A 26,184-nucleotide genomic window follows, 5' to 3' on the forward strand; every position below is an offset into this window, starting at 1 on the left:
TGCCGACCACCTCTCGCCAGGTGCGTCGGTAAGACGGAAAACCCGTCCTGCTTCGGCAGGGCGGGTTTTTTGCGTTCGCGGGCGGATGCGTCAGACGCGCGGCTGCACGCCGCGTTCGAGTAGCGGCACCACCCGGAACGGGATCAGCTCGCCCATCGCCAGGGAGGTCTCGGTGCGCTCGACGCCGTCGCAGGCCAGGATGGTGCGGTCGATCCGGAACAGGTCTTCAGCATCGGCGCAGGCCACCCGCACCAGCAGGTCGGCAGCACCGCTCATTCCGTGCGCCTGCACGATCTCGGGAATCAGGCTCAGCTCCGCAATGATCTCGGCGGCGCGCTTCTGTTCGATGTAAACCTCGATGAAGGCGGTCAGCGGGTAGCCCAGCACGGCCGGGCTGATCCGGCGGTCGAAGTCGAGGAAAACCTTGGCCTCTTCGAGCCGGGTCATACGGGCCTGCACGGTGTTGCGGGAGAGGCCCAGCGCCTGGGCGAGACCCACGTAGGTGCTGTTCGGCTCGGCGCACAACGCGCGGAGAAGCTCGAGATCGACTCTGTCCAGATGGTGCATAGTGCCTGACGGTAGCACGCACACTGACCCCGGAACACAGCACATTGCGCAGCATGACGAATTCTCACAGCGCAGAGGAGAACCCCGCGCCCCGGTGCCGGCACGATCGCGAGCCGGCAGGGTTGACCGGGGCACGGCCGCGCGGAAGAGTGGTCGCATGATCGACGCCGACGACACCCTGCATCCAGACCAGACTCACCTGGTGCTCGCCGGAGGCGACTTCCTCCACCTGGATGACGCCCTCTATGCCGGTTACCGCACCGTGGATTTCGCCGCCGGAGTGCGTTTGGTCGACGCCGTTGCCGCCGAGGCCGAGGCACTCAACCATCACCCGGACGTCACCCTCGGCTACCGGAACGTCGGCTTCGTTTTGACCTCGCACGATGCGGGCGGCGTCACCGACCGCGACGTGCGGCTGGCCGTGCGCATTCAAGAGCTCGCGGCCGAACAGGGTGCACCGGCCACGCGAGAAGCACCCACTCGAGCCGATATCGCGATCGACTGCGGCGTCGCCGATGCCGTGCGGCCCTTCTGGCGGGTCGGCCTCGGCTACGTCGAATCCGGCCCGGCCGACGACATCGAACTCATCGACCCGCGCGGAACCGGACCGAAAGTCTGGTTCCAGCACATGGAGATCCCGCGCACGGAGCGCAACCGCATCCACCTGGACGTGTACGTGCCCGTGGCCGACTGCGAAGAACGCGTGCAGGACATCATCGATGCCGGGGGAGTGCTGCTCGCCGACGAACACGCGCCGGACTGGTGGGTGCTCGCCGACCCGGAAGGCAACGAACTCTGCGTCTGCAGCTGGAACTGAAGCCAGGCCCAGTGGCTGGTTAAGCGACCGCCCGGCTGAGTTCCCGCTCGATGGCGCCGACCAGCTGGTCTGACTCGGGCTCCACGGTCGACAGGAACCGGTCAACGACCACGCCGTCGCCGTTCACCAGGAACTTCTCGAAGTTCCACTTGATCAGGCCGGGAAGCACACCCTTCTTGAACTTGGTGAGCTCGGCGTACAACGGATGCTGATTCTTGCCGCGCACGTCCACCTTCGCGGTGAGCGGGAAGGTCACCCCGAAATTGAGTTCACAGAACTGCTGGATGTCCTCTTCTGTGCCCGGTTCCTCACCCATGAACTGGTTGCACGGCAAACCCAGAATCACCAGTCCGTCGTCGGCGAACCGGCGGTACAGCGCCTCGAGGCCGGCGTACTGCGGGGTGAAGCCGCACTTAGAGGCCACATTCACGACCAGCACGGTCTTGCCGGCGAACTGGCCAAAGGTGGTGACGGTGCCGTCGATGAGGGTGAGCGGGATGCCGTGCAGCGAGGATTCGGACATGCCGGAAGACTACTCTCCGACTCTTCTGACCGGCTGGACAGGGGGCATATTTCGACCTGAATGGGGGCCAAGTCGAACGTTTCGGTAACGCTTGCCGCGCGCCCCCTGCGAAATTTCTGGATCGGGTTATTCTCGGCTGTACCCGGGTTGACGCGCGTATGTCGACGGCCCGCGAGGCAGTCAGTGGAGGTGTGGGAGATAGCGTGGCGACAGACGGTGTGCAGGCAGACGAGGTGAGCCGGGAGTCCAGCCAGGCGGAGTCCACGCCAGAGTCAGCCCCCGTGACTGTGGACGCGCAGGCTGTGGACACGCACTCCGGGTCCTCCGCGCAGCCCGCCCCGCCGACGGCTTCGGCCCCCACGCTGACCGACCGCCTGGCCGCCATCGCCCTGCAGACCCGTCCGCTGCAGGTGCAGCACTCCGGACCGGTGCAGCGCGTCGACCGGCCCCGGGTTCCGGCCGCGAACATCCGTCGCACCATCGGCGACACCGACCTCTCCGTGCACCCGCTCGCGCTGGGCTGCAGCGTCTTCGGCTGGACCACCGACGGCGACACCGCCATGGCGATCCTGGACCGGCACTGGGCGTTGGGCGGCAACCTGCTCGACACCGCCGACAGCTACGCGGCCGGCCGCAGCGAGGTGCTGATCGGGTCCTGGATGCGTACCCGCGGTGTGCGCGACGACATGGTGATCTCCACCAAGATCGGCCGCAACCGCGACAACCCCGGCCTGTCGCCGCGCAGCATCGTCGGCGCGGTGCACGCGTCCCTCGAACGGCTGGGCACCGACCACATCGATCTGCTGCACTTCCACTTCGACGACCTCGACGTTCCCCTGGAAGAAAGCCTCGGCGCCGTCGAGATGCTCATCCGCAGCGGCGAGGTGCGCTACCTGGCCGCGTCCAACTTCACCGCGGAGCGCCTGATGGAGGCCCGGGTGCTGGCCGCGAACGGGCTGCCCCGCTTCGTCGCCCTCGAAACCCCGTACAACCTGATGAACCGGGTGTCGTTCGAATCGTCCCTCGCCCTGGTCACCCGTGCGCAGGAATTGGCCGTGATGCCCTACTTCGCTCTCGCACACGGTTTCCTCACCGGCAAGTACCACTCCAAATCCGACCTCACCGACACCATCAGGGCCGGCCGTGCCTCGGCGTACCTCAACCGCACCGGTCTCAAGGTGCTCGGCACCGTCGAGCGCATCGCAGAAGACCACGGTGTCGCCCCGTCGAGTATCGCCCTGGCCTGGCTCCTCGCCCGCGCGGGCGTGGTCGCCCCCGTCGCCAGCGCCAGCCGGCCGGAACAGGTCGACGCGCTCGTCGCGGCCGGGTCGGTGCTGCTGGGCCGCGCCGACATGGTGGACCTGGACCGCGTCTCCGCCTGAGCCGCCGGGTCGGCCGGCCGGACTGAGCCGCCGGGAAACGGTGCCGGGTGGGGTCTCTACCACCGGTGTCGTAAGGTTGAAGAGATATGAACGGTGCCGTTGAGTTCCCCCTGGATCTGTCCGAACTCTCTTTCCGGGCGGCGGGCGACTCCCTCGTGCGGCGGACCGTGCTTCCCAGCGGCGTGCGCATCGTCACCGAACAGGTGCCCGGCAGCCGCAGCCTCACCATCGGCTACTGGGTGGCCGTCGGCTCCCGCGACGAACAACCGGGGCACTTCGGTTCGACCCACTTCCTCGAGCACCTGCTCTTCAAGGGCACGAAACAGCGCACCGCGCTGGACATCGCGATCGCGTTCGACGCCGTCGGCGGCGAGCACAACGCCATGACCGCCAAGGAATACACCTGCTACTACGCCAAGGTGCAGGACAGGGACCTGGCCATGGCGGTCGACGTGCTCACCGACATGATCACCTCCTCGCTGCTCGACCCCGCCGAGTTTGAGACCGAGCGCGGCGTGATCCTCGAAGAGCTCGCCATGGCCGACGACGACCCGGCCGACGTCGCCAACGAGCGGTTCTTTCAGGCCGTGATGGGCGCGCATCCGCTCGGCCGCCCGATCGGCGGCACCCCCGACACCATTCGCGCGGCCACCAGGGACGCCGTCTGGGAGCACTACCGCGCCAATTACCGTCCGCAGGACCTGGTGGTCACCGTCGCCGGCGCTGTCGACCATGACGTGCTCGTGGCCGCCGTGACCCGGGCGCTCGTGCAGGCGGGCTGGGACCTCAGCATGGCCGCCGCGCCGGTGGGCCGCCGCTCCGGCAAGGCCGCTGTGATCAGCCAGGGCCAGGCTGTCACGGTCGTGCACCGTCCGCTCGAACAGGCCAATCTGCTCATCGGCGTTCCCGGCCTCGTCGCTGCCGACGACCGCCGGGTGGCGATGAACGTGCTCACCTCGATCTTCGGCGGCGGCATGTCGTCGCGCCTGTTCCAGGAGGTGCGCGAGAAGCGCGGCCTGGCCTATTCCGTCTATTCCTTCGCGCCCGGCTACTCGGATGCGGGCATCTTCGGCATGTACGCCGGCTGCACCCCGGCCAAGGCCGGGCAGGTCACCGAGATCATGCTCGACGAACTGCACCGCCTCGCCGAGCACGGCGTCACCGCCGACGAGATGAAGCGGGCATCGGGCCAGCTGTCCGGCGCATCCGCCCTGGCCCTCGAGGATTCAGACACCCGGATGTCCCGGCTCGGCCGGTCGGAGATCACCCTGGGTGAGTTCGTCGACCTCGACGAGGCGCTGCGGCGCCTGGCCCTGGTCACCGCCGACGATGTGCAGCAGCTGGCGGCGGAGATGGTCTCCCGGCCGTTCTCGGTCGCGGCGGTCGGCGCCCTCGACGACGATGTGTTCGACGCCGTGCTGGCGGGTCGACTGGTGCCCAGCCCGCCCACCTGATCCGCGCCACCACAGCCGCCTCCGCGACGGCTAGTGCACCATCCGCTTCTCGCTCCTATCCACCTCGTCCCGTCCCAGACCCGACGTGGCCACGACCACCCAACCGAAAGGGCGATGATGCCCCAGTACCTCTACCTCGTCAGGCACGGCGAACAACAGGATGCCGAATACGGCCTGCCCGACGGCCCGCTGTCGCCGCGCGGCAAGCGGCAGGCGCATCTCATCGCCGAACGGCTCGGCGGGGTGCCGTTCACGGGTGCCTGGCACTCTCCGTTGCAGCGGGCCGCCGAGACCGCGGCGATCATCGCCGAACGGCTGCCGTCGATCACCTCTGAGCCGTCCCCGCTGCTGTTCGACTGCATCCCCTCCGGCCGGGCGCCGGAGATGCCCAAGTCGTATGCCCCGTTCTTCAACTCGGTCAGCGACGAGCAGATCGAAGCCGGACGCGCCCAGATGGACGACGCCGTCACCGAATTCCTGCACCCGCACCGCGGCCCCCGGCATGACCTGCTGATCACCCATAACTTCGTCATCGCCTGGTTCGTGCGTGAAGTTCTCGGCGCCCCGGACTGGCGCTGGATCAGCATCAACCAGGCCAACTGCGGACTGACCGTTCTGCAGCAGAAGCCCGGCCGACCCTGGTCGCTCGTCACCCACAACGACCTCGGCCACCTGCCCGTGGAACTGCGCACCGGCCTGCCAGACCTGCTCCTGTTCTAGCCCGCCGCTGCACGCCGGCCGTCGCCGGCCACCCCGCCTAGACGAGCGCCTTGCGGTACCAGTTCGTGGCGTTCGGGTTGTCGTTGTACGGCGGCACATCCTCGTAACCGGAGCGCTGGTAAAGAGCCCCGGCCGCCTCGAGGCTGGCGTTGGTGTCGAGCACGAGTTCTGTGGCACCGAATTCGCGGGCCCGGGCTTCCAGCTCGGCCAGCAACAGCTTGCCCCAGCCCTGCCCGCGCACCTGGGGCTGCAACCACAGGTGCTTCGCTTCGTACCGCACCGCGCCATCCGGACCATCATCGATTCGACGGATGCCGCCGCAGCCCACGAAGGTTCGCGACCCGGGTTCTGCGCTCACCAACAGGAACTGGCCACGAGGCGGCACGAACTGCTCCGGGGTGGGGAAGGTGGTGCGGTAGCCGCCCGCCGCCGGGAACGTCGACGCGCGGTCGCTGAAGTACTGGGTGAGGAGGCTGATCGACCCCGCATCGGTGACCGACACCGCTGTGAATTCTGGCATGCCCCTAGGCTACGTGCCGCGGCTTCGGTGGCAACCGCCACGGTTGGTAGATTGGCAGCATGACAACACGGGTGGCCATCATCGGCGCAACGGGCAAGATGGGTCTCCTGGTCTCCGACCTGGTCGAGGCGAATCCGGACTATGACCTGGTCGCCAAGCTCAACTCCTCCAGCGCCCTCTCCGAGATGCTCGGTGCCGATGTCGCGATCGACCTCACCGTTCCGGCGGTGAGCCAGGGCATCGTCGACTTCGCCATCGACAACGGCATCCGCGTGCTGGTCGGCACCTCGGGCTGGTCCCAGGCCCGCATCGACGCGCTGAGCCACAAGATCAAGGGCCGTACCGACGTCGGCGCCGTGATCATCCCCAACTTCTCGCTCGGCTCGGTGCTCGGCACCGCGTTCTCGGCCCTCGCCGCCCGGTTCTTCGACTCGATCGAGATCATCGAGGCGCACCAGTCCGGCAAGGTCGACTCCCCGTCGGGCACGGCGGTGCGCACCGCGGAGCTGATGGCCGCTGCCCGCGCCGGTCTCGGCCCGGTCGCCGCCCCGCACGTCGATCAGCGCGCCCGTGGCCAGCAGATCGCCACCGTGCCGGTGCACAGCCTGCGGATGGCCGGCGTGCTGGCCCGTCAGGACGTGATCTTCGGTGGTTCCGGCGAGACCCTCACCATCACCCACAACACCCTCTCCGCCGACGCCTATGAGCGCGGCATCCTGGTGGCCCTGGCTGCCGCCCGCAACTGCGTCGGGGTGACCGTGGGGCTCGACCAGCTCATCGACCTGGGCCTGTCCGGCGAGGTGGCCGAGCCGGCCGCCGTGGCCGAGGTACCGCCCGCCCGACCCGAAGACGCCGAGATGGAGCCCGGCGAATGAAGGGCCGCATTGCCGTCATCGTGATGGCGTTGCTCCTGGTCTTCTACCTGGTGCTGGTGGGCTGGCGGGCAGTCTTGTTCGTGCAGAGCGGCGAGCCGATCGGCATCATCATCGGTGTCGCCCTCATCGTGCTGCCCCTCATCGGCGCGTGGGCGCTGGTGCGAGAAATCAGCTTCGGCACGCGCTGCGAACGGCTGGTCAAGCAGCTGGACGCCGAGGGTGAACTCCCCGTCAACGACCTGCCCAGCCGGCCGAGCGGCCGACCGTACCGCGACGCCGCCGACGCCCAGTTCCCGCAGTATCAGGCCGCAGTGGATGCCGCTCCCCAGGACTGGCGGGCCTGGTTCCGCCTGGGCCTGGCCTACGACGCCTCCGGCGACCGCCGCCGCGCCCGCTCCGCGCTCCGCACGGCCATGGCGCTGGAGAAGACCGCCTCCTGACCCGCGTGCCGCGCCGCGCCGCCGGCGCCGCCGCCGCGCATTCCGGGCCTGAGCGTCGATTCGCGGGTGACGCGCCGATTCGCGCGTGGCGCGCCACCGGCGAAGCGGCGCCTGACCCGCGCATCCGGTCTCGGTCCGCTCTGCCTCACGTCAGCCGCCCCGTTGCGGGCGTGCGCACCGACCGGGACGGCGCGGCGTCGCCCTGATGCCCATAGCCGCGATTCGCGGGTGACGCGCCGGTTCGCGCGTGGCGCGCCACCGGCGAAGCGGCGCCTGACCCGCGCGACGGCGTTTCGCCGCGGGGCGGCCCGTCAACGGAGGAGCAGCCGGGGACGCCCGGGTGTGAGCCCCAGAAACGCCAGCCGGGCCGTCATCCGGGGAACGCTCTGGCTCGTGACGTGATCCCACCGCACGAAACCAGCCACCTGTCGCCGGATGGCGTCCTCGCGAAGCTTCTCCTCGTAGATCACCTCTGCCGTGGTGCGCCCGTTGAGCATGACAGGATCGAAATACTTGATCCTGCCGTCGCTCTCTCCCACACCGCGAACGGTTCGCCAGAAGAAGTCGGTGAAGACCGTTCGGTCACCGATATCGAACGGATGCTGCAGTTCCGGTTCCGGAAATCCTGCCAGCGCGATAGTCACGCGCCCTCCCGATTCGTCGGGTGAACCCGACAGCGTGGTGGCGAAGTCGATCACGACTCGCGCCCGAACCGAACCTCGGAACGGCAGCATGCGCTCCCAGGTCGCCAGGAGGGTGGCCTTATCGGTGAGGGGCGGAATCTGCCCGGTCCGATCGACAGCCAGCGCGCGATCGGCCGCGGCGACCGCCGGCCGGAGATTCACGACGGTGGCGAGTTCGATCACGGTGCGGGCGACGGACGTGACGAGAACCCCCTGCAGGATGCTCACATCGAGAGCGTCGTACCCCACCGCGTGCTTGCGGATCCTCGGTTCCGACCGACCCCCGGATGCTCGTTCGGTGAGGAAATGCACCTCGTCCGGCCACGGAGCCAGAAGCGGGAGCTGCCAGAGCGCAGCGGCCGACTGGTGGGACAGGGGGAGTGCACCCTGTCTGCTGAGCGAGGCTGCTCGCGCCTTCAGCGCGTACCGCTGATCGCGGTCCAAAGCACCCCACACCTCGACCGGACAGTACTGCCCCCAACCGACGCGGTGGAGGTGGCCGCGTTCGGCGCCTCGGCGCAGCCTGAGGTCGGTGCCGAAAGCCCGCCGGTAATCGGCGGCCAACAGAAGCTCGGGAGCAAGGTCTGGCGGACCAGGGCGAGTAGTCATTCCGTGAGTCTGAACTCGAGCGGGAGTATGCAGTCTTCAGAGTTCGGGCCGGCGCAGTTCTCCGCTCGACGACGCCTGTGGAGGACCGGGCGCGCCGGGCATCGCGCGCCGCGATCCGCGGGTGCCGCGCCGGTTCGCGCGTGGCGCGCCACCGGCGAAGCGGCGCCTGACCCGCGAATCGTCCCACTGACCGGCGAAGCGGCGCCGCGAATCGCCGGGGCCCGGAAACCCACGCGTCAGCGCAGCATCCAGGTGACCGCCTCGGCGGCCGTGCGGTGGGTGAACGTGAAGCCGTCGGCCTGCAGCTTCTCCGAACTCACCCGCTGGTCGGCCAGTAACAGCTGCCGGGCGGCATCCTGCAGCGCCAGGGTGAGCACCTGCTCGGGTACCGGCACGAAGAACGGCCGCCGCAGCGCCGTAGAGACGGCACGGATGACGTCGTTGGCGGTCGCGGGGGTGGGGCCGGTGAGGTTGACCGGTCCGCTCAACTCCGAGCTGAGCAGGTGCACGATGGCGGCGGCCTCGTCGTGCAGGCTCACCCACGGCCAGGTCTGCGTACCCCGGCCCAGCGGGCCGCCGAAACCGAGCTTGACGATCGGCAGCAACGGTTTCAGGGCGCCGCCCTTGGCCAGCACCAGGCCGGTGCGCAGCAGCACCACCCGGGTCGACTCCGGAGCGAGACGGGCCTCGTCCTCCCATTTCACGACCACGGTGGCGAGGAAGTCGGAGCCGGGAGCGGACTCCTCGGTGAGGAGCTCGCCCGGTCGGTTGCCGTAGAACCCCACCGCCGACGCGTTCAGCAGCACCGCAGGCGGGGTGCTGCTGCGGCGCATCGCATCCGTGAGGGTGCGCGCGGCCACCACCCTGGACTCCATGATCTGGCGCCGGTACGCCTTCGTCCACGGCAGCCGCCCGATCGAGGCGCCCGAGAGGTTCACGACGGCATCCACCCCGTCGAACACCGCCGGGTCGAGGTCGAGGGTCGCCGGGTCCCAGCGCACCTCCGCCTGGCTCCGCGGCGGTCGGCGCACGAGCCGCAGCACGGTGTGGCCGGCTGCCTCCAGCTGGCGGGTGAGTTCGGTGCCGATGAGCCCTGAGGCACCGGAGATCAGTACGCGCATGATGTCGTCCCCTTCCCGCTCAGGCCAGTTCGGCTTCGATGGTGATCGAAATGCCCGCGAGCGCCTGCGAGATCGGGCAATTCAGCTTCGCGTCCTGGGCGAAAGCCTCGAACTCCTCCTCGGTGACGCCGGGAACCCGGGCGCTCACCAGCAGGTGGCTGCCGGTGACGCCGGTGCCGGGCACGAAGGTGACCGCCGCGGTGGTCTGGATGCTGTCGGGGGAGTGACCGGCGGTGGCGAGGATGTTGGCCAAGGCCATCGAGAAGCAGGAGGCGTGCGCGGCCCCCAACAGCTCCTCGGGGTTGGTCGTGTTCTTCGCGCCCTCCGCGCGGGCCTTCCAGTTGACCGGGAACGATCCGGCGGAGGAGGAGTCCAGCGTCACCACGCCTGAACCCTTCATCAGATCGCCGGTCCACACGGTGGTTGCTTCGCTGGTCAGGGCCATGGTGTTACCTCCTGGAAGTGGATCATCAGCCTAACCGGCAGCGCTGGATCGTTCACAGGGAATCGCCGCATCGAGACCCCGCCGCGGCGGCAGGCGCCGGCGCGGCCGACGGGTCAGGAGGCGGCAGGCGCGCGACTGAGAATGCGGGCCCGCACCAGCAGGAGATAGAGCTGGCAGCCGAGGCAGTAGTCGAATGCGGCATTCAGGAACGCGGCCACGAACGCGGCCGCTGCGGCGATGGGCACGGCGGCGGCCACCCCGGCCAGGCCCAGCACCACGCCGATCACCGCGACCAGCAGGCCGACCCCCTGCGCGAAGGTGGGCGGCGCCGGGTCCTCGAGGGCCTCCGGCGGGCTGAGCCGCGGGCGCACCAGCTTTTTGAAGAGCAGACCGTATGGATGCCGGCCGCCGGCGAACGCGCCCCAGGCGAACACGGCGGTCTGCAGGGCCAGCAGCGTGAGGGCGCCACCGGATGCGCCGACCAGCGCCAGAAAGATCACCGCGAGCAGAATCACGGCCGTGATCAGGGCGCCGAAGCGAGGTCCGCGCGGGTCGATTCGGGGCCGGCCGGCCGTCGTGGTCATGGAGGTGGTCATCGGGACTCCTGTGTTCGGGACGAACCTGGATCGAACGGGGTGGGGCAGGGAGTAGTCAGCCCGCCGGGCGCGGTGCGCCGGCGAGGTCGTCGAGTTCGGCGTTCAGGGCGGCCCGGTTGGGCACGCCGCCCACCCGGGACCGAACCCGGCCCGCGCCATCCAACACCAGCGTGGTGGGGGTCTGCAGAACGTTGAAGCGTCGGGCCAGGTCGGCGCGATGGGTGAGGTCGACGTCGACGTGGCGCACCCCGGTGCGAGCGTCGGCCAGTTGGCGCAGCAGCGTGCTCGTGCCGGGGCACTTGGCGCAGAACTCGGTGGAGAACTGCAGCAGAGTGGCATCGGCACCGAACGAGGTGTCGACGACCGAAGGATCGATGCCGAGTTCGCGGGCCGACACCGTGACAATGGCGGATGCACCGGCCCGGCTGGCCACCCGACCCTGTCGTCGGCGCCAGATCAGGCCGAGCCCGGTCGTGGCCGCGACCAACAGCACGATCACGAGGAGCGCGGCGGCCGGGTTCATGCAGGCGAGGCTACGCCGCGGGCGCGACGTGATCACGCGTGTGACGGCAGATTACGTCGCTCACCCGCGGCGGCCGTGCCCCGGGTCCGATGCCGGCACCCCGTCGAACAGCACTCTCGCGCCCGTGAAGAGACGCACTAAACGCGCGCGAGCGGGCGCCAGACGGCGCAGGACGGCGCGCTAGACGATAACCTGTAAAACGTGTCTACTCCTTTCAACCCTTTCGGGCAGGTCCTTGTCGCCCTGGTGACGCCGTTCACCGCTGACGGAGAGGTCGACTGGGCCGGCGTCGAGAAGCACATCGACGACGTCATCACCGCGGGAGCAGACGGCATCGTCGTCACCGGCACCACCGGTGAGACCTCCACTCTCACCGACCCGGAGAAGCTCCGACTGGTGGAAGTGGGCAAGGATGTCGCGGCCGGCCGGGCCAAGATCATCACCGGCGGCGGATCCAACGAGACCGCGCACGCGATGCAGCTCGCCCGGCAGAGCGAGAAGGCCGGCGCCGACGGCAACATGATCGTCACGCCGTACTACAACAAGCCCACCCAGGCGGGTGTGCTCACGCACTTCCGCATGATCGCGGATGCCACCGACCTGCCGGTGATCCTGTACGACATTCCCGGACGCACGGGCATCCCGATCAACTATGAAACCATCCTGCGCGCCGCGAAGCATCCGAACATCCTCGCGGTCAAGGACGCCAAGGGCGACCTCGCCCAGGTGAGCCGGGTGCTCAACCAGACCGATCTGCTCTACTTCTCCGGCGACGACCCCAACGTGCTGCCGCACCTGTCGATCGGTGCCACCGGACTGATCGGCGTCACCGCCAACATCGCCGCCAAGCCGTACCGGCAGATGGTCGACGCCGTCAATGCGGGCGACCTCAAGGCGGCAACGCTGGCGCACCAGCAGCTCGAGCCACTCGTGCGCGCCGTGATGACGCACGTGCCCGGCACGGTGGCCGCGAAGTACATCCTGCACGGCCTCGGTCGCATCGGCAGCCCACGGGTGCGCCTGCCCCTGGTGGGCCCGGAGGAATCCGAGGCCGCCATGATCGAAGACGAAATCGACCTCGTCCGCAACATCCCCGGCGTCGACTTCACCAACTTCCGCCCAGACCGCAACGCTGCCGCCGGTGGCGCGCTGCCCAAGGTCGCCGGAACCACACGCTAAAAGAAACACGCACGACCCAGACTCCAGCACCACCAACTCCACAATAGGAGGGCTTATGCCCAACGACGTATACGCACCGCCCGCGCTTCCCAAGGGAACACTCCGCGTCACGCCCATCGGCGGACTCGGCGAAATCGGCCGGAACATGACCACCTTCGAGATCAACGGCAAAATCCTGATCGTCGACTGCGGCGTGCTCTTCCCCGAAGAGCACCAGCCCGGTGTCGACCTGATCCTGCCGGACTTCACCCCGATCAAGGACCGCCTCAAGGACATCGTCGGCGTCGTGCTCACGCACGGCCACGAAGACCACATCGGCGCCGTTCCCTACCTGCTCAAGCTCCGTCAGGACATCCCGCTGATCGGCTCCGGCCTCACGCTGGCGTTCATCGAAGCCAAGCTCAAGGAACACCGCATCACCCCCTACACCCTGCAGGTGAAGGAGGGCCAGAAGGAGCGCCTCGGCCCGTTCAACCTCGAGTTCGTCGCGGTGAACCACTCCATCCCCGACGCCCTCGCCGTGGCCATCAAGACCGAGGGTGGCAGCGTGCTGCACACCGGTGACTTCAAGATGGACCAGCTGCCGCTGGACAACCGCATCACCGACCTCCGCGACTTCGCCCGCCTCGGCGTCGAGGGCATCGACCTGTTCCTGGTCGACTCCACCAACGCCGACGTTCCCGGCTTCACCCCGAGCGAGCGGGCCATCGGCCCGGTGCTCGAAGACGTCATCGCCCGCGCCCCACGCCGCGTGGTCATCGCCAGCTTCTCCAGCCACGTGCACCGTGTGCAGCAGGTGCTCGACGCCGCCCACGCCAACGGACGCCGCGTGGCGCTGCTCGGCCGTTCGATGGTGCGCAACATGACCATCGCCGCGGACCTGGGCTACCTCAAGGTGCCCGACGGTGTGCTCATCGACTTCAAGAAGGCCGGGAACATCCCGGACAACAAGATCGTCTACATGTCCACCGGATCACAGGGGGAGCCGATGGCCGTGCTGAGCCGTATCGTCAACAACGAGCACCAGATCGAGGTCGGCCCCGGCGACACCGTGATCCTGGCCTCCAGCCTGATCCCCGGCAACGAGAACGCGGTCTACCGCATCATCGACGGCCTCACCAAGCTCGGCGCCAACGTCGTGCACAAGGGCAACGCCAAGGTGCACGTCTCCGGACACGCGGCCGCCGGCGAGCTGCTCTACGTCTACAACGTCCTGCGCCCGAAGAACGTGCTGCCCGTGCACGGCGAATACCGCCACCTCGTGGCCAACGCCAAGCTCGCCGTGCAGAGCGGCGTGCCGGTGGAGAACGCGATCCTCGCCGAAGACGGCACCGTGCTCGACCTCCGCAACGGCGTGGTCAAGAAGGTCGGCCAGCTCGACCTCGGTTATGTCTACGTCGACGGCTCCACCGTCGGTGAGATCACCGAAGCCGACCTCACCGACCGTCGCACCCTGGCCGAAGAGGGCTTCATCTCGATCATCGTCGTGGTCGACAAGTCCACCGGAAAGATCATCACCGGTCCGGAGATCCACGCCAAGGGCTTCGCCGAAGACGACTCCGTCTTCGACTCCGTGCGGCCCAAGATCGAGGCCGCGCTGGCCGAGGCCGCGCAGGCCGGCAGCCACGACACCTACGCCCTCACCCAGGTCGTGCGACGCACGGTCGGTCGTTGGGTACAGGCGTCGTTCCGCCGTCGCCCGATGATCGTCCCGGTGATCATCGAGGCGTAACCAGCTCCACGCAGTCCCGCAGTATCCGGCACCCCCGGCGTCCCCGACGCCGGGGGTGCCGTGTTTCTCCACCCGGCCGGGTCGTCATCCTTCAGGAGGATATTCGGCGGCAGCGGCCCTTTCGTTCCCGTGACCGACACTGGTTGCCCCTAGGATCGAGCCAGCCGACGTCGCGGACGCCGAGTCGAGTGTGGGGGATTTTCAGTGAACGTAATGCGCAAGTGGGTCTTTCCCATTCTTCGCCTGGTGGTGATTGCGGCCATCGCCGTCGCCCTGGTCAAACTGGCATTCTTCGCCGACACCGCCGAGGCACAAGACCCGGCCCAGCCCACGGGGGAGATCGTCGAACCGCAGGTGCCTGTCGCCCTCGGCACGATCACCAACGACGTCACCCTGCCCGGCACTGTCTCGGCCGACGCCGCCGTTCCCGTGAAGGCCGTCGCGATCGGCACGGTCGACGAGATCTTCTTCGCCGCCGGCCAGACCGTCACCGAGGGCGACAAGATCTACGACATCAAGGTCGAGACGGTTCTCGACCCGGTCGAGACGACGGATGCCGCCACCGGCATGGTCACCGTCACCCAGCCCAAGCCGGCCATCACCTTTGAGAAGGTCTTCGCCCCCGCCAGTGGCGTGCTCAGCTCCCTCACCGTCATCCACGGCCAGTCAGTCGCCATCGGCGACGCCACCGGCCAGGTCGCCCCGCCCAGCTACTCGGTGAGCGGTTCGCTCAGCCCCGAGCAGCAGTACCGCCTCGTCACCCAGCCCACCGAGGCCTCGATCGCCATCACCAATGGGCCGGCGCCGTTCACCTGCACGGGCCTGCGCATCACCACCCCGCTCGCCGGGGCGGATGCCGGCGGCGACACCGGCACCACCGGCGAAGGAGCCGCCGGCGGCTCCGGCACCACCGTCAGCTGCGCCATCCCGGCGGAGGTCACCGTCTTCCCCGGACTGGCCGCCCAGATCACCATCGCCGGCGGTAAGGCCGAGAACGTGCTCGTGGTGCCCACCACCGCGGTGAAGGGCTCCGCCGAGACCGGCGTCGTCTGGTTCGTGCTGCCGGACGGCAGCACCGAAGAACGCCCGGTGACGCTCGGCATGAACGACGGCACGTCGGTGCAGGTCGTCGACGGGCTCGCGGAGGGCGACCTGATCAACCAGTTCGTGCCCGGTGCCGCCGCCCCGTCGATGGATGGCTGCACAACGCAGCCGGACGGCAGCGAGATCTGTTCCGACATGGGAGTGATGGTCGGATGACCCTCCTGCACCTGGCCGGCGTCACTCGCACTGTCGAGCTCGTCGACGGCCCGCCGCTGACCATCCTCAGCGGCGTCGACCTCGACGTCGAAGTGGGGGACAGGGTCTCGGTCGTCGGCCGCAGCGGCTCGGGCAAATCCACCCTGCTCAACCTGCTCGGGCTGCTCGACAACCCCACCAGCGGCGACCTCGAATTCGACGGCCGGCCGGTGCGATCGTTCTCCTCGGCCGAACGCGACCGGGTGCGCGGCCGCGACGTCGGCTTCATCTTCCAGCAGTTCAACCTGCTCCAGGGCCGCACGGCGCTCGAGAACGTGATGACACCGCTGCTCTACGCCTCTGGCAAGCAGTTCTGGCAGCGCGCCCGGATCGCCACCGAGATGCTCGAACGGGTCGGTCTCGGCCACCGGCTCGGCGCCATGCCCGACAAACTCTCCGGTGGTGAGCAGCAGCGGGTGGCGATCGCCCGCTCACTTGTGCGCGGCCCCCGCCTGATCCTGGCCGACGAGCCCACCGGCGCCCTCGACCTCGAGACCGGTGCCGACGTCATGGCCCTCCTCGACGAGGTGGCCACCGGCTCCGGTGCCGCGTTGATCACCATCACGCACGACCCCGCCATCGCCGCCCTGGCGAGCCGACACCTGCGCCTGGACCACGGTGTGCTCACCGTCGTCGGCGAGACCGTCGTGCCAGACGAGCTCGAGGCGGTGCCGGCATGAACCGGCTGCTGAGCAACGTGGTCGGGTCGTTCGTCGAGGCTTGGCAGGAACTGCGGATCCACAAGACCCGGGTGATGCTCTCGCTGATCGGAGTGGCCGTCGCGGTGTGCGCGATCACCACTGTGGTGGGCCTGGGCGCCGTAGCGCAACAGTCGATCGTGGAACAGAACGAGCGCTACGGCGGTCGCGCGGCCACCCTCTCGCTCTACGTGTCGAAGAACGACGGCAGTGCGGTGGACGACACCGTGATGCAGGACGTGTGGACCACCGAACTCGAACGCTACGGCGTCGAGTACGCCAGCCGGGTGCTCTACTCCAGCCAGACCGTGCAGTTCACCGACGGCGCCGTTCCGGTGCAGGTGATCGGGGTCGACCAGCCCTACGGCACCATGCACCGGGTCACCCTCTCCCAGGGCACCTGGTTCACCGCCGACGACGTGGACAGGCTCGCCCCCGCGGTGCTGGTCAACCAGATCTTCTACGACCGGATCGGCCAACCGGACCTGGCCACGCATCCCACCACCACCCTGCTCGGGGCCACCCCGACCACCGCCGTGATCACCGGGGTCTACCCGGTCAGCACCTGGGACACCGAGCCGGCAATGTACCTGTTGATGGACTCGCTCAGCGCCTTGGTTCCGGCCGACCAGCTCGCGGCCGGCGGCAACGTGCCCAATTACGAGTTGTGGGTGCCGCCGGCGATCAGCGAGGAACTCATCCCCGCCCTGCAGCGAGACCTCGAGGGCGCACTCGGCGAGGGCACCATGGTGTCGGTGAACCGGCAGGACTACGCCGCCAGCAACGAAGACCCGTTCGCCTCGATCAAGCTCCTCGTGGCCGGCGTGGCCGGCCTGGTGCTGCTGCTCGGTGCGCTCGGCCTGGTGAACATCGCCCTGGTCACCCTCAAACAGCGCATCCGTGAGATCGGGGTGCGCCGCAGCTTCGGCGCCACCGCCGGCCGGGTCTTCTTCTCGGTGATGATGGAGAGCATCGTGGCTACCGTGGTCGCCGGCGTGGTCGGTGTGATCGGTGCCGTTCTCATCGTCACCAACCCGATGGTGCAGGACTTCATCGGCCAGGGCATGGTCACCGACTTCCCGCCCTTCCCGGTCGAGGCAGCGCTGCTCGGCCTCGCCTGCGCCGTCGGTGTCGGCGCCCTTGCCGGCCTGCTGCCGGCCCTGGTGGCGGTGCGCGTCAAGGTGATCGACGCCATCCGCTATTGATGGCAACCGCTGATCTGACACCATCCGCTGGTCCGCAACCATCCGCTGGTCGACAACCATCCGCTGGTCGAGCTTGTCGAGACCGGGTGACCTACCTCGAGCACGTGCCCCGCACCGTGGCCGCCCAGCCCAATTGGGCGTGGGCTCACGCGGATGTCGGCCCCCGGCGGTACCGTGGAACACATGGCTACGAGCACTAAGTCGACCGGGCGTGCCCGCAGCACCCCTGCGCGCGGCGCAGGAACGACCGCGCGCAAAACCGCCGGCACCACCACGTCACAGAAGACCGTGAAGTTCGCGGCCACCGAGACCAAGCCCTCCCTCTTCGTGCGCATGTGGATGGGCCTGGCCCACGTGGCCGGCGGCGCCGCCCGTGCCCTCGGCCCCGAGCAGCTCTCCAAGGAGGAGCGCCGCGACGGACTGCCCTTCTTCCTCGTGCTGCTCTCGATCGCCGGCGCGGTCATCGAGTGGTTCCTGATCAACGACCCCATCGCCCAGACCCTCGACGCCTGGACATTCGGCGGCCTCTTCGGCCGGGTGGCCTTCGCGCTGCCGGTGATCATGCTGCTCTTCGCCATCTGGCTGTTCCGCAACCCGAGTTCGGTGCACGACAACGGCCGCATCGGCATCGGCCTCTCCCTGCTCCTGGTCACCGTGTCCGGCCTCTGCCACATCTTCGGCGGCCAGCCCGCCCCCAGCCAGGGCATGGAGGTGCTCGCCCTGTCCGGCGGCGTCATCGGCTGGATGATCGCGGCCCCGCTGATCTTCCTGATCCAGACCGTCGGCGCGGCCATCGTGGTCATCCTGCTGCTGATCCTCAGTCTCTTCATCATCACCAAGACCCCGCCGAACAAGATCGGCGAACGCAGCCGGGAGCTCTACGGCTGGCTGTTCGGGGCCCCGCTGCCGGCGCCGGAGGAACGCGCGGCGTTGAAGGAAGCCCGCCAGGAACGCATCCAGGCGCTCAAGACCAAGCAGATCGAACTCGACGGCCTCGACCCCGCCCAGGACGACGAAACCGACGAAGCCGCCCTGCCCTGGTGGCGCCGCAACAACTCCAAGCGCGAAGAAGACCCCGACTTCAGCAGCGCCATTTCGTCGGGCAACGACGCCGACGAAGCCGACCCGCCGGCGGCCGACCCGCTCAGCACCCTGCTCAACCACGGCGCGGATGCGGCCAAGGGCGGCTTCGACACCGCCCTGGAGTCCACCCACACGCCACCGCCGCGGGTGCAGGACCACTACGGCACCGAGGTGCTCGAAGACCTGCTCAAGGCCGAGGAAGCCATCAAACGGCACACCGGGGAAGTCGCCACCGTGCCGCATTCCACCGGCCTGCACGCCGACGACCCGGCCGGCCTCACCGAGGTGCTGCCCGGCCTCGACGACCTCGACGAAGCCGCCACCGCCGTCGACCGCTCCGCCGAGTTCGGCTTCGGCGAACAGCCCGCGCTGCCCTACGTGCTGCCGTCGGCCACCACCCTCACCGCCGGCCCGCCTGCCAAGGCCCGCTCGGCCGCGAACGACGAGGTCGTCAAATCGATCACCGAGGTGCTCAACCAGTTCTCGGTGGATGCCCGCGTCACCGGCTTCTCCCGCGGGCCGACCGTCACCCAGTACGAGATCGAACTCGGCCCCGGCGTCAAGGTGGAACGAGTCACCGCGCTGAGCAAGAACCTCTCCTACGCCGTCGCCTCCAACGAGGTGCGCATCCTCTCGCCCATCCCCGGCAAGAGCGCCATCGGCATCGAGATTCCCAACACCGACCGTGAGATCGTCACCCTCGGCGACGTGCTGCGTTCCGCGACCGCCACGAACAGCACGCATCCCATGACCATCGGTGTGGGCAAGGACGTGGGCGGTGGGTTCGTCATCGCCAACCTCGCCAAGATGCCCCACCTGCTCGTGGCCGGCTCCACCGGCTCGGGCAAGTCCAGCTTCGTCAACTCGATGATCACCAGCCTGCTGATGCGCGCCAAGCCCAGCGACGTACGCATGGTGCTGATCGACCCGAAGCGGGTCGAGCTGGCCGCCTACGCCGGTGTGCCGCACCTCATCACCCCCATCATCACGAACCCCAAGAAGGCCGCGGAAGCGCTGCAGTGGGTCGTGAAAGAGATGGACATGCGCTACGACGACCTGGCCAGCTTCGGCTTCCGCCACATCGACGACTTCAACAAGGCCGTCGTCAACAACGAGATCGTGCTCCCTGCCGGTAGCGCCCGCACCCTCAAGCCCTACCCGTACCTGCTCGTGGTCGTCGACGAGCTCGCCGACCTCATGATGGTCGCCCCGCGTGACGTCGAAGACTCGATCGTGCGCATCACCCAGCTGGCCCGCGCCTCCGGTATCCACCTGGTGCTCGCCACCCAGCGACCCAGCGTCGACGTCGTCACCGGCCTGATCAAGGCCAACGTTCCGTCCCGCCTCGCGTTCGCCGTCACCAGCGTCACCGACTCACGGGTCATCCTCGACCAGCCCGGCGCCGACAAGCTGATCGGCCAGGGTGACGCCCTGTTCCTGCCGATGGGCGCCTCCAAGGCACTACGGGTGCAGGGCGCCTGGGTGAACGAGGCCGAGATCGAGAAGGTCGTCAAGCACGTCACCCAGCAGGCCCGGCCCGACTACCGGCCCGACGTCTCCGCCGAGGCGCCGCGCAAGGAGATCGACTCCGACATCGGCGACGACCTCGAGGTGCTGCTCGCCGCCGCGGAGCTCGTGGTCTCCACCCAGTTCGGTTCCACGTCGATGCTGCAGCGCAAGCTCCGGGTGGGCTTCGCCAAGGCCGGCCGATTGATGGACCTGCTCGAGTCCCGCGAGATCGTCGGGCCGTCCGAGGGCTCCAAGGCCCGCGACGTGCTCGTCACCGCCGAACAACTGCCGAGCGTGCTGGCCAAGCTGCGCGGCTCCGACGCCGAGCACCACGCCGCAACGGCCAAGTCGCAGTTCGAGGAGTCGCAGCGGTCGCAGGCGCACGAGCAGGCCGCACCTGACCCGCGTTACGCCGACGACCCGGTGGCCAAGATGAGCGAAGGGTACGCTGAGGAAGAGGGCGACTCGGACGAGGACGCCTGGCAACTCACCGACAGGGACTGACCCATGGCTACACCGACCGCTCCGGCCACGTCGTCGAACTGGAACCTGCCGAACATCATCACCGTCGTGCGGATCCTGCTCGCACCGCTGTTCTTCTGGATGCTGCTGGCCGACAACGGGGCCGACGGCGCCCTCCGCTGGTGGGCCGCCGCCCTGTTCATCGTGGCCATCGCCACCGACGGCGTCGACGGCGCGATCGCCCGCAAGTACAACCTCGTCACCGACCTGGGCAAACTGCTCGACCCGATCGCCGACAAGATCCTCACCGGTGCCGCCCTGATCGGACTGTCGATCCTCGCCGAGCTGCCCTGGTGGGTCACCGTGATCATCCTCGTGCGCGAGATCGGCATCACGGTGTTCCGCTTCTTCATGCTCAGCGACCGGGTCATTCCCGCCTCCCGCGGCGGCAAGCTCAAGACGATCGCTCAGTCGGTGGCGATCTCGCTCGCCCTTCTGCCGCTCTGGCTCGTATTCGGCGATTGGATCCACTGGGTGAACGGCATCACGATGACCATCGCGCTGGTGCTCACCGTGTACACCGGCGTGGAGTACCTCGTCGCCGCCCGCCGGGTGAGCCGGCAGGCCGAGTCGAACCAGTCCTGAACGTGCCCGCCCCCACGGATGCCGCGGCCGGCCTGATCGCGACCCTCATCGCCCGGCAGCTCACCATCGCCGTGGCGGAGTCGCTGACCGGCGGACTGCTCGTCGCCGAACTCGTGCGGATCCCCGGCGCATCCGCCGTCGTCGCCGGGGGAGTGGTGGCCTACCAGACCCCGATCAAGCACACCCAGCTCGGTGTGGACGCCGCGCTGCTGGCCGAACACGGCGCCGTGCACCCCGAGGTCGCCCGGCAGATGGCCTCGGGCGTTCGTACCGCCCTCGCGGTCGATGGTCGTCCCGCCGACATCGGCATCGCCACCACCGGGGTGGCCGGCCCGTCAGAACAGGACGGCCAAGCCGTCGGCACCGTCTACCTCGGACTGTCCCTGGGAGACCAATCGCATGCGATCCGGTTGCGGCTGAGCGGCGACCGCGCCGGAATTCGCGCGCAGACCGTCGAACACGCGATCGAAGCTGTGAGTCAGCTGATGGAAAATGGAAAGCCGGAATCCACGGAATAGTTCGTGTTACCGCTGGGTTACAGAACACATATTCACAAGAAAAGTCCAGTCATCCTCGGTAATCTCGAGGAGTCGGATGGATACGGTACTGTTGGCAATCCGTCACACGAAACTGACCAGTTGAGTGGGCCCCCATCAGTTCAGACAGCACGAAGAAGGAGGTTCCGATGATTCTTGTTCGTCAGGAAATCGGCGATGTGCTCAGGGACTTCCGCCTGCAGAAGGGGCGCACCCTGCGTCAGGTTGCCAGCAAGGCCAGTGTGGCCCTCGGTTACCTGTCCGAAGTGGAGCGCGGTCAGAAGGAAGCCTCATCTGAGATTCTGGCTTCCGTTGCAGATGCGTTGGACACCCCCATTTCAGTAATCATGCGCGAGGTCGGCGACCGTTTGGCCGTCATCGAGGGAATCGACCGTTTCCCCGACACCGTGCCCGACGAGCTGGTCGCGAAGTTCGACGCCAGCATGATGGTGCGCTAGGTCGGCCACCCCGCCCACGGCACAGGAGCGAGCGCAGCATGCGATTGAGTGAGTTCCGCCAAGCCCTGAAAGACGAGTTCGGCGAGAGCTACGGCCGAGTGCTGACCAGGGACCTCGTCCTCGGCCCACTCGGCCGCACAGCCGATCAGGCCCTCGCGGTCGGAGTCCCCGCCCGCGATGTCTGGATGGCTCTCTGCGCCGAAACGGATGTGCCACCCCAGCGCCGCCACGGTGCCGGCCTGCCGCCGGCCCGCAACTGACCGGTCATTCGAGCCGGTCGCACATCATGACATCAGAACGGCCCGGCCTTGCAGCCGGGCCGTTTGTCGTATCCGACGGCCCCGTTTCGGGGGAACCGGCACCGCGCGGCTCGAACAGAGGCCGCCGAGAATATTCCGACACACCGCGTTCGCGTCGAATGCGTGTTCGGTTCTTGGTAGGCTCCTCCACAGTAGAAGTCGAAGACGGACTGTGTACAGTCGCGTCACCGCCCGGCCAGTGTCGGAGGTGCCGCGTACAGTCGGGCTCGTCAACGACACAGCGCACCTGCCTTGTCGAGGGCGGTGGCCGGGGATGTTCCGGGCATCGAAACGACAGCCTATAGGCGCCACGCGCACGACCCAAAGGAGCACACCATGGCATCAGCAGCAGACCGCGAGAAGGCACTCGACACCGCACTCGCCCAGATTGACCGCCAGTTCGGCAAGGGCTCGGTCATGCGCCTCGGCAGCGACGAGCGCGCACCCGTCGAGACCATCTCCACCGGGTCGATCGCTTTGGACGTCGCGCTCGGCATAGGCGGACTGCCCCGTGGCCGCATCGTAGAGATCTACGGACCGGAATCCTCGGGTAAGACCACCCTCACCCTGCACGCGATTGCGAACGCGCAGAAAAACGGCGGCATCGCCGCGTTCATCGACGCGGAGCACGCCCTCGACCCCGAGTACGCCAAGAAGCTCGGCGTCGACATCGATGCCCTCCTCGTCTCCCAGCCCGACACCGGTGAGCAGGCGCTGGAAATCGCCGACATGCTCGTGCGAAGCGGCTCGATCGACCTCATCGTGATCGACTCCGTGGCCGCCCTGGTGCCGCGCGCTGAAATCGAAGGTGAGATGGGTGACTCCCACGTGGGCCTGCAGGCCCGCCTGATGTCGCAGGCACTGCGCAAGCTCACCGGTGGCCTCAGCCAGACCAACACCACCATGATCTTCATCAACCAGCTGCGCGAGAAGATCGGCGTGATGTTCGGCAGCCCGGAGACCACCGCCGGCGGTAAGGCGCTCAAGTTCTACGCCTCCGTTCGCCTGGACATCCGCCGCATCGAGACCCTCAAGGACGGCACCGAGGCCGTCGGTAACCGCACCAGGGTCAAGGTCGTCAAGAACAAGATGGCTCCGCCGTTCAAGCAGGCCGAGTTCGACATCATCTACGGCGTGGGCATCTCCCGCGAGGGCAGCCTGATCGACTTCGGTGTCGACCAGGGCATCGTCAAGAAGTCCGGCGCCTGGTACACCTACGACGGTGACCAGCTCGGCCAGGGCAAGGAGAACTCCCGCAACTTCCTGCTGCGCAACCCCGACATGGCCAACGAGATCGAGACCAAGATCCTCAACAAGCTCGGCGTTGGTGCAGAGGGCAAGGCCGCCAAGAAGGCGACAGACGATGCCGCTACGGCCGCCGCAGCCGCCGAGGCCGCGGCATCCGGCCTGGCCACCGGAACCGACGGTGCCAAGGTCGCGTCCATCGCGCCCAAGGCCGGCGCACGCAAGGGCGCCTAACTCCCATGGTTCACTTCGAAGCCTCGCCAGAGCGTTCCGCCCGTCGGGCGGAGCTGGCCCCGGTGACTTACCTGCCGGGCGCCAGCCCTGCCGATCAGGCGGATGCTGCGGCCGATGAGACCGCGGACGAGCGCGACCACGCCGAGAAGCTGCTGCTGCAGCGTTTGCGTGGCCGCTCGCTCTCCCTGGTCGAGGCCGAGAAGCTGCTCCGTTCCACCGACATCGACGAGGAGGCGGTGCACGAGATCCTCGAACGGTTCACCGTGCTGCACTACCTCGACGAAGAGAAACTCGCCGACCAGATCATGCACAGCCACCACGAGCGCAAAGGGCTGGGGCGCAGTGGCGTCGCCGCCGAAATGCGCCAGCGCGGTCTGGGCGCCGAGCTGATCGCCGAGAAGCTCGAGGAGATGCCCGACGACGAGGCGGAGCGCGCCACCGAACTCGCGCTCAAGCGGGTTGGTCAGCTCGACCGGTTCGACGACGCCACCATCGATCGCCGGCTCACCGGCTTCCTGATGCGCAAGGGGTACGCCTCCTCGGTCGTGCGCGACGCCGTCAAGGCCGCCCTGGCGTCCCGTCGAGGCTCCGGTCGCACCTCCACGGTGCGCTTCCGCTGATCTGAGCGGCCCGGCGCAAGCGTAAGCTGAGGGAACTATGAGCAGCGTCACCGCACCGTCCCTGGCCACCCCGTCGTCCCTCGCCCCGTCGCCGCACACGACGACGGTCATCGCACCGTCCTCTGCGGCGCGGGACGACGCCGGCCGGGCACGCACCTACGAGGTACGCACCTTCGGCTGCCAGATGAACGTGCACGACTCCGAACGACTCAGCGGGTCGCTCGAGGCCGCCGGGTACGTGTCCGCCGACGGCGCCGAGGCCGACATCGTCGTGATCAACACCTGCGCGGTGCGGGAGAACGCCGACAACAAGCTCTACGGCAACCTCGGCTATCTCGCCTCGGTCAAGCGCAAGCATGCCGGCATGCAGATCGCCGTCGGCGGCTGCCTGGCCCAGAAGGACAAGGCCACCATCCTGGCCAAGGCACCCTGGGTCGACGTGGTGTTCGGCACGCACAACATGGGGTCACTGCCCAGCCTCCTCGAACGCGCCCGCCACAACGGCGAGGCCCAGCTGGAGATCCTCGAGTCGCTCGAGACGTTCCCGTCTACCCTGCCCACCAAGCGCGACTCCAGCTACAGCGGCTGGGTGTCGATCTCGGTCGGCTGCAACAACACCTGCACCTTCTGCATCGTGCCCGCCCTCCGCGGCAAGGAGAAGGACCGCCGCCCGGGCGAGATCCTGGCCGAGATCCAGGCCCTCGTCGACGACGGCGCCATCGAGGTCACCCTGCTGGGTCAGAACGTGAACTCTTACGGCGTCGAGTTCGGCGACAGGCTCGCCTTCGGCAAGCTGCTGCGCGCGGCCGGCCAGATCAAGGGGCTGGAGCGCATCCGCTTCACCAGCCCGCACCCCGCCGCGTTCACCGACGACGTCATCGACGCCATGGCCGACACCCCTGCCGTGATGCCGCAGCTGCACATGCCGCTACAGTCCGGCTCCGACAAGGTGCTCAAGGCTATGCGCCGCTCGTACCGCTCCACCAAGTTCCTCGGCATCCTGGAGCGCGTGCGCGCGCAGATGCCGGACGCCGCGATCAGCACCGACATCATCGTGGGCTTCCCCGGCGAGACCGAGGAGGACTTCCTCGAGACCATGCGCGTGGTCGAAGAATCGCGGTTCGCCACCGCATTCACCTTCCAGTACTCCATCCGGCCCGGCACGCCCGCCGCCACCATGGCCGACCAGGTGCCGAAGGCCGTCGTGCAGGACCGCTACGAACGCTTGATCGCTCTGCAGGAACGCATCTCCTGGGAAGAGAACCGCAAGGTCATCGGCCGGGAGGTCGAACTCCTCGTCGCCAACGGTGAAGGCCGCAAAGACGGGGCAACCCACCGGCTCAGCGGCCGCGCCCCCGACAGCCGCCTGGTGCACTTCGACGTGCCGGCCGGCTCCGACCTGCCCCGCCCGGGCGACATGGTCACCGTCACCGTCACCCAGGCCGCCCCGTTCCACCTCATCGCCGACTCCCTCGACGGCGCACCGCTGCGCATCCGCCGCACCATCGCCGGCGACGCCTGGGACCGGCAGGAGGCCGAATCCTGCGGCGTGCCCACCCCGGCCGGCTCCACCGGAGGCGCTGTCTCCCTCGGCCTGCCGACCCTGCGCGTGGGCGGCCCGGCCGGACTGAACCTCAGCAACCTGAACCAGCACGGCGGCGCCACCACCATTCCGATCTACCCCGTCGACGACCAGGAACGCTAA

27 protein-coding genes are annotated in these 26,184 nt (G+C 68.3%); 19 read left to right on the top strand and 8 right to left on the bottom strand.

All coding sequences use genetic code 11. From position 1 onward, the window contains the following. Positions 1-90: 90 nt before the first annotated feature. Complete coding sequence (locus tag CTB96_RS07225) at positions 91-567, bottom strand: Lrp/AsnC family transcriptional regulator (RefSeq protein ID WP_110126223.1); 477 nt, start codon at positions 565-567, stop codon at positions 91-93. 157 nt (positions 568-724) lie between these two features. On the opposite strand from CTB96_RS07225, the gene CTB96_RS07230 reads away from it, so the two are divergent. Continuing rightward, positions 725-1,384 carry a VOC family protein gene (locus CTB96_RS07230; protein ID WP_110126224.1) on the top strand — a complete coding sequence of 220 codons (660 nt, stop codon included), beginning with the start codon at positions 725-727 and terminating at the stop codon, positions 1,382-1,384. Between the two features lie 19 nt (positions 1,385-1,403). Here the strand turns inward: CTB96_RS07230 and CTB96_RS07235 are convergent, their stop codons facing one another. Continuing rightward, entirely contained in the window at positions 1,404-1,907 is a 504-nt protein-coding gene (locus CTB96_RS07235; RefSeq protein WP_110126225.1) for a glutathione peroxidase, read from the bottom strand. 203 nt (positions 1,908-2,110) lie between these two features. Between CTB96_RS07235 and CTB96_RS07240 the strand changes: the two genes are divergently transcribed. From CTB96_RS07240 to CTB96_RS07250, 3 genes are all read left to right on the top strand, one after another. Then, on the top strand, positions 2,111-3,289 hold the full coding sequence (locus CTB96_RS07240; protein ID WP_248283261.1) for an aldo/keto reductase: 1,179 nt from the start codon (positions 2,111-2,113) through the stop codon (positions 3,287-3,289). An 86-nt stretch (positions 3,290-3,375) separates the two neighbouring features. Then, positions 3,376-4,743: a M16 family metallopeptidase gene (locus CTB96_RS07245; protein WP_110126227.1), complete on the top strand. Its 1,368-nt coding sequence runs from the start codon at positions 3,376-3,378 to the stop codon at positions 4,741-4,743. A gap of 117 nt (positions 4,744-4,860) precedes the next feature. Beyond that, positions 4,861-5,463, top strand: a complete 603-nt coding sequence (locus CTB96_RS07250) for a histidine phosphatase family protein (RefSeq protein ID WP_110126325.1) — start codon at positions 4,861-4,863, stop codon at positions 5,461-5,463. 37 nt (positions 5,464-5,500) lie between these two features. Here the strand turns inward: CTB96_RS07250 and CTB96_RS07255 are convergent, their stop codons facing one another. Further along, the gene (locus CTB96_RS07255; protein WP_110126228.1) at positions 5,501-5,983 is read right to left on the bottom strand and encodes a GNAT family N-acetyltransferase; all 483 of its coding nucleotides are present in this window, start codon (positions 5,981-5,983) and stop codon (positions 5,501-5,503) included. A 59-nt stretch (positions 5,984-6,042) separates the two neighbouring features. Between CTB96_RS07255 and dapB the strand changes: the two genes are divergently transcribed. Together dapB and CTB96_RS07265 are read left to right on the top strand one after the other, a co-directional pair. Continuing rightward, positions 6,043-6,858 carry a 4-hydroxy-tetrahydrodipicolinate reductase gene (dapB, locus tag CTB96_RS07260; protein WP_110126229.1) on the top strand — a complete coding sequence of 272 codons (816 nt, stop codon included), beginning with the start codon at positions 6,043-6,045 and terminating at the stop codon, positions 6,856-6,858. Beyond that, entirely contained in the window at positions 6,855-7,298 is a 444-nt protein-coding gene (locus CTB96_RS07265; RefSeq protein ID WP_110126230.1) for a tetratricopeptide repeat protein, read from the top strand. Before dapB ends, CTB96_RS07265 begins: the two co-directional genes overlap by 4 nt. 311 nt (positions 7,299-7,609) lie before the next feature. Here CTB96_RS07265 and CTB96_RS07270 read toward each other — a convergent pair whose 3' ends face one another. From CTB96_RS07270 to CTB96_RS07290, 5 genes are all read right to left on the bottom strand, one after another. Then, entirely contained in the window at positions 7,610-8,545 is a 936-nt protein-coding gene (locus CTB96_RS07270; protein WP_110126231.1) for a hypothetical protein, read from the bottom strand. Between the two features lie 281 nt (positions 8,546-8,826). Continuing rightward, positions 8,827-9,711 carry a TIGR01777 family oxidoreductase gene (locus CTB96_RS07275; protein ID WP_110126232.1) on the bottom strand — a complete coding sequence of 295 codons (885 nt, stop codon included), beginning with the start codon at positions 9,709-9,711 and terminating at the stop codon, positions 8,827-8,829. Positions 9,712-9,730: 19 nt separating this feature from the next. Then, positions 9,731-10,156 carry an OsmC family peroxiredoxin gene (locus CTB96_RS07280; protein WP_110126233.1) on the bottom strand — a complete coding sequence of 142 codons (426 nt, stop codon included), beginning with the start codon at positions 10,154-10,156 and terminating at the stop codon, positions 9,731-9,733. Positions 10,157-10,269: 113 nt separating this feature from the next. Further along, positions 10,270-10,752, bottom strand: coding sequence for a DUF4395 domain-containing protein (locus tag CTB96_RS07285; RefSeq protein WP_110126234.1), 483 nt, complete (start codon positions 10,750-10,752; stop codon positions 10,270-10,272). A gap of 55 nt (positions 10,753-10,807) precedes the next feature. After that, positions 10,808-11,275, bottom strand: a complete 468-nt coding sequence (locus tag CTB96_RS07290; protein WP_110126235.1) for a TlpA family protein disulfide reductase — start codon at positions 11,273-11,275, stop codon at positions 10,808-10,810. Positions 11,276-11,476: 201 nt separating this feature from the next. Here CTB96_RS07290 and dapA point away from each other — a divergent pair, with 201 nt between their 5' ends. From dapA to miaB, 13 genes are all read left to right on the top strand, one after another. After that, positions 11,477-12,454: a 4-hydroxy-tetrahydrodipicolinate synthase gene (gene dapA, locus CTB96_RS07295; RefSeq protein ID WP_110126236.1), complete on the top strand. Its 978-nt coding sequence runs from the start codon at positions 11,477-11,479 to the stop codon at positions 12,452-12,454. A gap of 55 nt (positions 12,455-12,509) precedes the next feature. Next, entirely contained in the window at positions 12,510-14,186 is a 1,677-nt protein-coding gene (locus tag CTB96_RS07300; RefSeq protein WP_110126237.1) for a ribonuclease J, read from the top strand. Between the two features lie 213 nt (positions 14,187-14,399). Next, positions 14,400-15,446 carry an efflux RND transporter periplasmic adaptor subunit gene (locus CTB96_RS07305; RefSeq protein WP_181397178.1) on the top strand — a complete coding sequence of 349 codons (1,047 nt, stop codon included), beginning with the start codon at positions 14,400-14,402 and terminating at the stop codon, positions 15,444-15,446. Then, positions 15,443-16,165, top strand: coding sequence for an ABC transporter ATP-binding protein (locus tag CTB96_RS07310; RefSeq protein ID WP_110126238.1), 723 nt, complete (start codon positions 15,443-15,445; stop codon positions 16,163-16,165). The genes CTB96_RS07305 and CTB96_RS07310 overlap by 4 nt, the downstream gene beginning before the upstream one ends. Next, on the top strand, positions 16,162-17,388 hold the full coding sequence (locus tag CTB96_RS07315) for an ABC transporter permease (RefSeq protein ID WP_110126239.1): 1,227 nt from the start codon (positions 16,162-16,164) through the stop codon (positions 17,386-17,388). Before CTB96_RS07310 ends, CTB96_RS07315 begins: the two co-directional genes overlap by 4 nt. Before the next feature lie 183 nt (positions 17,389-17,571). Further along, the gene (locus CTB96_RS07320; protein WP_110126326.1) at positions 17,572-20,484 is read left to right on the top strand and encodes an FtsK/SpoIIIE family DNA translocase; all 2,913 of its coding nucleotides are present in this window, start codon (positions 17,572-17,574) and stop codon (positions 20,482-20,484) included. Positions 20,485-20,487: 3 nt separating this feature from the next. Beyond that, positions 20,488-21,087: a CDP-diacylglycerol--glycerol-3-phosphate 3-phosphatidyltransferase gene (gene pgsA / locus CTB96_RS07325; RefSeq protein ID WP_110126240.1), complete on the top strand. Its 600-nt coding sequence runs from the start codon at positions 20,488-20,490 to the stop codon at positions 21,085-21,087. A gap of 2 nt (positions 21,088-21,089) precedes the next feature. Further along, the gene (locus CTB96_RS07330) at positions 21,090-21,605 is read left to right on the top strand and encodes a CinA family protein (protein ID WP_110126241.1); all 516 of its coding nucleotides are present in this window, start codon (positions 21,090-21,092) and stop codon (positions 21,603-21,605) included. Between the two features lie 167 nt (positions 21,606-21,772). After that, the gene (locus CTB96_RS07335) at positions 21,773-22,081 is read left to right on the top strand and encodes a helix-turn-helix domain-containing protein (protein WP_110126242.1); all 309 of its coding nucleotides are present in this window, start codon (positions 21,773-21,775) and stop codon (positions 22,079-22,081) included. A gap of 38 nt (positions 22,082-22,119) precedes the next feature. Next, positions 22,120-22,341 (top strand): DUF3046 domain-containing protein, encoded by a 222-nt coding sequence (locus CTB96_RS07340; RefSeq protein WP_110126243.1) that lies wholly within the window; start codon positions 22,120-22,122, stop codon positions 22,339-22,341. A gap of 375 nt (positions 22,342-22,716) precedes the next feature. Continuing rightward, entirely contained in the window at positions 22,717-23,859 is a 1,143-nt protein-coding gene (gene recA, locus CTB96_RS07345) for a recombinase RecA (RefSeq protein WP_066594360.1), read from the top strand. 5 nt (positions 23,860-23,864) lie between these two features. Next, positions 23,865-24,479, top strand: a complete 615-nt coding sequence (locus tag CTB96_RS07350; protein ID WP_110126244.1) for a regulatory protein RecX — start codon at positions 23,865-23,867, stop codon at positions 24,477-24,479. A gap of 37 nt (positions 24,480-24,516) precedes the next feature. Continuing rightward, on the top strand, positions 24,517-26,184 hold the full coding sequence (gene miaB / locus CTB96_RS07355) for a tRNA (N6-isopentenyl adenosine(37)-C2)-methylthiotransferase MiaB (protein ID WP_110126245.1): 1,668 nt from the start codon (positions 24,517-24,519) through the stop codon (positions 26,182-26,184).

The organism is Cryobacterium arcticum (assembly GCF_003185895.1).
Lineage (GTDB): Bacteria > Actinomycetota > Actinomycetes > Actinomycetales > Microbacteriaceae > Cryobacterium > Cryobacterium arcticum.